General features: G+C 73.5%; 5 protein-coding genes. 3 read left to right on the forward strand and 2 right to left on the reverse strand.

The window, feature by feature from the left end; genetic code table 11:
• Positions 1-79: 79 nt before the first annotated feature.
• A complete protein-coding gene (locus ACIQAK_RS29450; protein WP_366391958.1) occupies positions 80-853 on the forward strand; it encodes an enoyl-CoA hydratase-related protein in 774 nt (257 codons plus the stop codon).
• Here ACIQAK_RS29450 and ACIQAK_RS29455 read toward each other — a convergent pair.
• On the reverse strand, positions 843-1,478 hold the full coding sequence (locus ACIQAK_RS29455) for a DJ-1/PfpI family protein (protein WP_366391957.1): 636 nt from the start codon (positions 1,476-1,478) through the stop codon (positions 843-845). The genes ACIQAK_RS29450 and ACIQAK_RS29455 overlap by 11 nt on opposite strands.
• 89 nt (positions 1,479-1,567) lie before the next feature.
• Positions 1,568-2,539, reverse strand: a complete 972-nt coding sequence (locus tag ACIQAK_RS29460) for a DJ-1/PfpI family protein (protein ID WP_366391956.1) — start codon at positions 2,537-2,539, stop codon at positions 1,568-1,570.
• Positions 2,540-2,664: 125 nt separating this feature from the next.
• Between ACIQAK_RS29460 and ACIQAK_RS29465 the strand changes: the two genes are divergently transcribed.
• Together ACIQAK_RS29465 and ACIQAK_RS29470 are read left to right on the forward strand one after the other, a co-directional pair.
• Positions 2,665-3,534, forward strand: a complete 870-nt coding sequence (locus ACIQAK_RS29465; protein ID WP_366391955.1) for an SCO6745 family protein — start codon at positions 2,665-2,667, stop codon at positions 3,532-3,534.
• 188 nt (positions 3,535-3,722) lie between these two features.
• Positions 3,723-6,152, forward strand: a complete 2,430-nt coding sequence (locus tag ACIQAK_RS29470) for a Tex family protein (protein ID WP_366391954.1) — start codon at positions 3,723-3,725, stop codon at positions 6,150-6,152.
• Positions 6,153-6,287 lie beyond the last annotated feature (135 nt).

The following is a 6,287-nucleotide window of genomic DNA, read 5'->3' on the forward strand; positions in this document are numbered from 1 at the left end:
GACAGCTCCTCACGGTGCGTGTCCGTTTGATGACCCCTTCTTGATCATAGGTTCGAACCGTGCGGATAGCATCCGGCGCATGGACCGTACGGAACCCCAGCTCCTCTGCTCCGTCGACGGCGGCGTCGCCACCGTCGTGATCAGCCATCAGGCCAAGCGCAACGCGATGACCGCCGCGATGTGGCGGAGCCTGCCGGAGCTGCTGGAGCGGCTGGCCGGCGACCCGGCGGTCCGGGTGCTGGTGCTGACGGGGGCCGGGGACACCTTCTGTGCGGGGGCCGACATCTCCACGCTGCGGGAGAGCGCCGGGGACGCCCAGGCGCTGGCGGTGGCGGCCGAGGAGGCGCTGGCCGCCTTTCCCCGGCCGACACTCGCGGCGGTGCGCGGCTACTGCGTGGGCGGCGGTGGCCAGCTCGCGGCCGCCTGCGATCTGCGGTTCGCACAGGAGGGCGCGCTGTTCGGCGTCACCCCGGCCAAGCTGGGCATCGTCTACCCGTCCTCCTCCACCCGGCGGCTGGTCGCCCTGGTCGGCCCGGCCGCCGCGAAACACCTGCTCTTCTCCGGCGAGCTGATCGACACGGAGCGGGCCCTGCGCACCGGGCTGGTGGACGAGGTGCTGCCGGTCGGCGGTCTGGACGAGCGGGTGGCGGCGTACGCGGGGGTACTGGGCTCGCGCTCCCAGCTGACGCAGGCGGCGGCGAAGGAGGTCGCGGCGGGGCGGCGGGACCGGGACGCGTACTGGGCCGGTCAGGCGCGCTCCAGCGGCGACACCGCTGAGGGCGTCGCCGCCTTCCTGGAGCGCCGCGCGCCGCGCTTCACCTACACCACGGGGACCGAGGGGTCTACCGGGTGAGGTGGCGACTGCGGGCGCGCCACTCCTCGACCAGGGCCGCCGGGGCCTTCGCGGGGGACCCGGCGTCGTAGGGCGGCTGCGGGTCGTACTCGGTGAGCAGCTGCACCGAGCGGGCGGCGTCGTCGCCCGCGATCCGGCCGAGCAGGCTGAGGCCCATGTCGATGCCGGAGGAGACGCCGGCGGCCGTCACGTACTTCCCGTCGAACACCACCCGCTCGCCCGTCGGCTCGGCGCCGAACTCCGCCAGGGCCTCCAGCGCCAGCCAGTGCGAGGTGGCCCGCCTGCCCGTCAGCAGTCCGGCCGCCGCCAGCAGCAGCGAGCCGGTGCAGACGGAGGTCGTCCAGGTGGTGGTGGCGTCGGCCGCGCGCAGCCAGCCGAGCAGGGTGGCGTTCTCCATCTGGTCCCCCTGTCCGGGACCGCCCGGCACGATCACCAGGTCGGGGGCCGGCACCTCGGCGAGGGTCCGGTGGGCGACGAGTTCGAGGCTGCCGCTGTCGTTGGCCACGGGGCCGGTCCGTTCGGCGACGAAGACGACCTCGGCGCCGGGGGCGCGGCCGAGGATCTCGTAGGGTCCCACCGCGTCCAGGGCGGTGAAGCGGTCGAAGAGCGGGATGGCGATCTGCACGGGGCTGCCTCTCGGTCGGTGGGTCGGGGTGGCGGGCGGCGCTGTTCAGAGGGTGGGCATGGGCGTACGGAATCGGCGGGCGGCGCTGTTCAGAGGGTGGGCTCGGGCGTACGGAATCGGCGGCGGTACTCGGCCTGGGCCGTCGCCAGGGCCTTCACGAAGGCGCGGCGCATGGCTTCCGGTGTGCCGTAGCCGCTGGCGCGGGCGATCCGCGCGACGGAGTCGGAGGTGTCCTCCAGAAGCCTGCGGGCGTGCTCCAGCCGTACGCGGTCGACGTACCGCCCCGGTGTCGTACCGGTCTCCGCCCGGAACGCGCGGGCGAAGTGCCGGGGTGAGAGCTGGGCGCGGGCCGCGAGGGCGTCCACGGCGAGATCCGCGTCCGGGTGCTCGGTGATCCAGTGCTGGACCTCGCGCAGGGGTTCGCGCTGTGCCGTCTGCGCGCTGAGCTGGACGCTGAACTGGGCCTGGTTGCCAGGGCGCCGCAGGAAGACCACGAGGTGGCGGGCGAGGGTCAGCGCGATGTCCCGTCCGTGGTCCTCCTCGACCAGCGCGAGCGCCAGATCGATGCCCGCGGTGACGCCCGCCGAGGTGGCCAGCCTGCCGTCCCGTACGAAGATCGGGTCGGGATCGACCTGGACCTCGGGGAAGTCGCGGGCCAGCTGGGCGCAGTAGTTCCAGTGGGTGGTGACGCGGTGGCCGTCCAGAAGGCCCGCTTCGGCCAGGAGCAGGGCGCCCGTGCACACCGAGACCAGCCGCTCGGCCCGAGGGGCGTGCTCCCGCAGCCAGTCGGTCAGCTCCGGGTGGGCGCCACGGGTGCCGTGCCCGCCGGGGACGAGCAGGGTGTGCGGTACGGATGCCTCGGCGAGGCTGCTGTCGGGCAGCAGGGTCAGTCCGCCGGTGGCCCGGACGGAGCCGCCGTCGAGCGAGGCGGTCCGCAGGTCGTAGGAGACGCCCGGTGCCCGGGAGGCCCCGGCGAAGACCTCCATCGGGCCGGTCACGTCGAGGCTCTGGATGCCGTCGAAGAGGACGACCGGCACGGTTCGCTGCTTCACACCTGCCATCCTGGGCGGCGGGCGGCGATGGCCGCAATGACGGGTACCCCACCTTTTCTGCCATCGGCTCCGGGCCGGTGCTCCAGCGCGCCCCGGGGTTCCCTGCCGTACCGACCAGTCGGTAACGTGCAGGCATGAGTACTCTTCCGGCCCGCGCGGAACGCCGCTGTCACAACGCCGTCAACCCGCTGCACTCGTGCCTCTTCTTCTCCCCCGACCTGGGCGCCGAGTTGGGCAAGCTCGGCATCGAGGACCGGAGCGCCGTCTACTTCGCCACCCGGGCCGCCGCCTTCGGGGCCGTGGGGGCGGGCACCGTCGCCGCGACCTTCTACAACTTCAACCCGGCCCTGGTGGCTGCGCATGTGCCCGCCGTCTGGTCCGTCGCATCGCCCGAGCAGGTGCTCGGCGCGCGGCTGCGGGCGGCGGACGCGACGCTGCGGCGGCTGCTCGGCGAGGAGATCATCGCCTCCGAGGAGATGGCGGAGGCGGCCCGGCTCGCGCTGCGCGCCACCGAGGCCTGCACCCCGCACGCCCGGCCGCTGTACGCGGCCCACGCGGAGCTTCCGGTGCCCGACGAACCGCACCTGGCGTTCTGGCACGCCGCGACCCTGCTGCGCGAGCACCGGGGCGACGCGCACCTCGCCGCGCTGCTCGCCGCCGGCCTGGACCCGGTGGAGTCGCTCGTCAGCCACACCGCCACCGGCAAGGGCATGGCGATCCGCTGGATCCTCTCCTCCCGGGGCTGGCGCCGCACCGACTGGGAGGCGGCGTCCGACCGGCTGCGGGAGCGCGGGCTGCTGGCGGCGGGCGAGGAGCCGGCGCTGACCGACGCGGGGACGGCGCTGCGCGCGGAGGTGGAGGAGGCCACGGACCGGATGGACACGGCCCCGTACGAACACCTGGGCGCGGAAGGCGTGGAGCGGCTCACCGAGCTGGGGCGCGCCTTCCAGGCCACCGCGGCCGCGGCGGGCGCGTTCCCGGCCGAGGCGACCGGCCGGGGCTGACCCGGCCGCCCTCCGGGGCCCCCGCACGCGCCGCGGGGGCCCCGGGCGTGTTCGACGAGGGCGCGCGACACGGCACCCGGCCACCCGGCACAATGCAGGCGAAGGGGCCATCACCCCCGGTAAGAGCGTGCTCGTCGCACCACGGGCACGGCCAGCACAGCCAGTACGAGAAGGCGAGTCGGGAAACCGTGACGACGTCCATCGAAGGCAGGATCGCCGAGGAGCTCGGCGTACGTGAGCGACAGGTCAGGGCGGCTGTCGAGCTGCTCGACGGCGGTTCCACCGTGCCGTTCATCGCGCGCTACCGCAAGGAGGCGACCGAATCGCTCGACGACGCGCAACTGCGCACGCTGGAGGAGCGCCTGCGGTATCTGCGGGAGCTTCAGGAGCGGCGTACGTCGATCCTCGAGTCCGTCCGCGAACAGGGCAAGCTCGACGCCGCGCTGGAGGCCGCGATCCGGGGTGCCGAGACCAAGGCGCGCCTGGAGGACATCTACCTGCCGTTCAAGCCGAAGCGGCGGACGAAGGCGCAGATCGCCCGGGAGGCCGGGCTGGAGCCGTTGGCGGACGGCCTGCTCGCCGACCCGTCGGCCGATCCCCTCGCCGCCGCCGCCGCGTTCGTGGACGGCGACAAGGGCGTGGCGGACGCGGCTGCCGCTCTGGAGGGCGCGCGCTCCATCCTCACCGAACGGTTCTCCGAGGACGCCGACCTGACGGGTGAGCTGCGCGAGCGCATGTGGACCCGGGGCCGGCTGGCGGCGAAGGTGCGCGAGGGCCAGGAGGAGGCGGGCGCCAAGTTCGCCGACTACTTCGCCTTCGCGGAGCCGTTCACCGCGCTGCCCTCGCACCGGGTCCTCGCCATGCTGCGCGGCGAGAAGGAGAACGTGCTCGACCTGGTCCTGGAGCCGGAGGAGCCGGAGGCCGCCGAGCGGCCGGGCCCCTCCGGTTACGAGAACATGATCGCCCGCCGCTTCGAGATCGCCGACCGGGGCCGCCCGGGCGACAAGTGGCTCGCGGACACCGTGCGTTGGGCGTGGCGGACCCGGATCCAGGTGCACCTCGGCATCGACCTGCGGCTGCGGCTGCGCACGGCGGCGGAGGACGAGGCGGTACGGGTCTTCGCCTCGAACCTGCGCGATCTGCTGCTCGCCGCCCCGGCCGGGACGCGGGCCACGCTGGGTCTGGACCCCGGTTTCCGTACCGGGGTGAAGGTCGCGGTCGTCGACGCGACCGGCAAGGTGGTGGCCACCGATGTGATCCACCCGCATGTGCCCGCCAACAAGTGGGACCAGGCGCTGGCCAAACTCGCGCACCTGGCGAAGGAGCACGCGGTCGACCTGATCGCGATCGGCAACGGCACGGCGTCCCGGGAGACGGACAAGCTCGCCGGTGAACTGATCGACAAGCACCCGGAGTTGAAGCTCACCAAGGTGATGGTCTCGGAGGCGGGCGCCTCGGTGTACTCCGCGTCCGCCTTCGCCTCGCAGGAACTGCCCGACATGGACGTGTCGTTGCGCGGCGCGGTCTCGATCGCACGGCGGCTCCAGGACCCGTTGGCCGAGCTGGTGAAGATCGACCCGAAGTCGATCGGCGTCGGCCAGTACCAGCACGACCTGTCCGAGGTGAAGCTGTCGCGTTCGCTGGACGCGGTCGTCGAGGACTGTGTGAACGGCGTCGGTGTGGACGTCAACACCGCTTCCGCTCCGCTGCTTTCACGGGTCTCGGGGATCAGCTCGGGGCTCGCCGAGAACATCGTCGCGCACCGCGACACCAACGGCCCCTTCCGCTCCCGCAAGGCGCTCAAGGACGTGGCGCGGCTGGGTCCGAAGGCGTACGAGCAGTGTGCGGGCTTCCTGCGGATCCGGGGCGGCGACGACCCGCTGGACGGTTCCAGCGTGCACCCCGAGGCGTACCCGGTGGTGCGGCGGATGGGCAAGAGCGCCGGCGGCGAGGTCGCCTCGCTGATCGGCAACACGCAGGCGCTGGCGTCGCTGCGGGCGGCGGACTTCGTGGACGACATGTTCGGCCTGCCGACCGTGACGGACATCCTCAAGGAGCTGGAGAAGCCGGGGCGCGACCCCCGGCCCGCTTTCCGCACGGCGACCTTCAAGGAGGGCGTCGAGAAGCTCGGCGACCTGGAGCCCGGCATGGTGCTGGAGGGTGTCGTGACCAATGTGGCGGCGTTCGGCGCGTTCGTCGACATCGGCGTCCACCAGGACGGTCTGGTGCATGTGTCGGCGCTGTCGAAGACGTTCGTGAAGGACCCCCGCGAGGTCGTGAAGCCCGGGGACATCGTGAAGGTCAAGGTCATGGACGTCGACGCGCAGCGCAAGCGGATCTCGCTCTCGCTGCGGCTGGACGACGAGCCGGGCGCCGGTGGCGGGCAGCAGGGGCGTGGTGAGCGGGGCGCCCGTCCGCCGAAGCAGCGGCAGGGCCAGGGCGGCGGCCAGGGGTCCGGTGGCGGGCAGGGCCGTCAGGGCGGCGGCCGGGACCGGCGCGGCGGTGGCGGTTCCCGGCAGGGGCAGGGCGCTCCGGCTCCGGCGAACAGCGCGATGGCCGACGCGCTGCGGCGGGCCGGGCTGACCGACCCGAAGCAGGGCGGCGGCCGGGGGCGCTGAGCCGGAGAGGTGGGGGGGGGGGGGGGGGGGCCGGGGGGGGGGCCCCCCCCCCCCCCCAAAAAAAAAAAAAAAAAAAAAAAACGAGGGGCCCCCACAACAAAAGAGGGGGGGGGGGGGCCCGGAGACCAAGACACC

The sequence above is a fragment of the Streptomyces sp. NPDC088706 genome, from assembly GCF_044752765.1.
Lineage (GTDB): Bacteria > Actinomycetota > Actinomycetes > Streptomycetales > Streptomycetaceae > Streptomyces.

What these genes read in the sequence shown, in the direction of transcription:
- ACIQAK_RS29450 (WP_366391958.1), top strand. Translation starts at nt 80, where the DNA reads ATGGACCGTACGGAACCCCAGCTCCTCTGCTCCGTCGACGGCGGCGTC.
- ACIQAK_RS29460 (WP_366391956.1), bottom strand. Translation starts at nt 2,539, where the DNA reads ATGGCAGGTGTGAAGCAGCGAACCGTGCCGGTCGTCCTCTTCGACGGC.
- ACIQAK_RS29465 (WP_366391955.1), top strand. Translation starts at nt 2,665, where the DNA reads ATGAGTACTCTTCCGGCCCGCGCGGAACGCCGCTGTCACAACGCCGTC.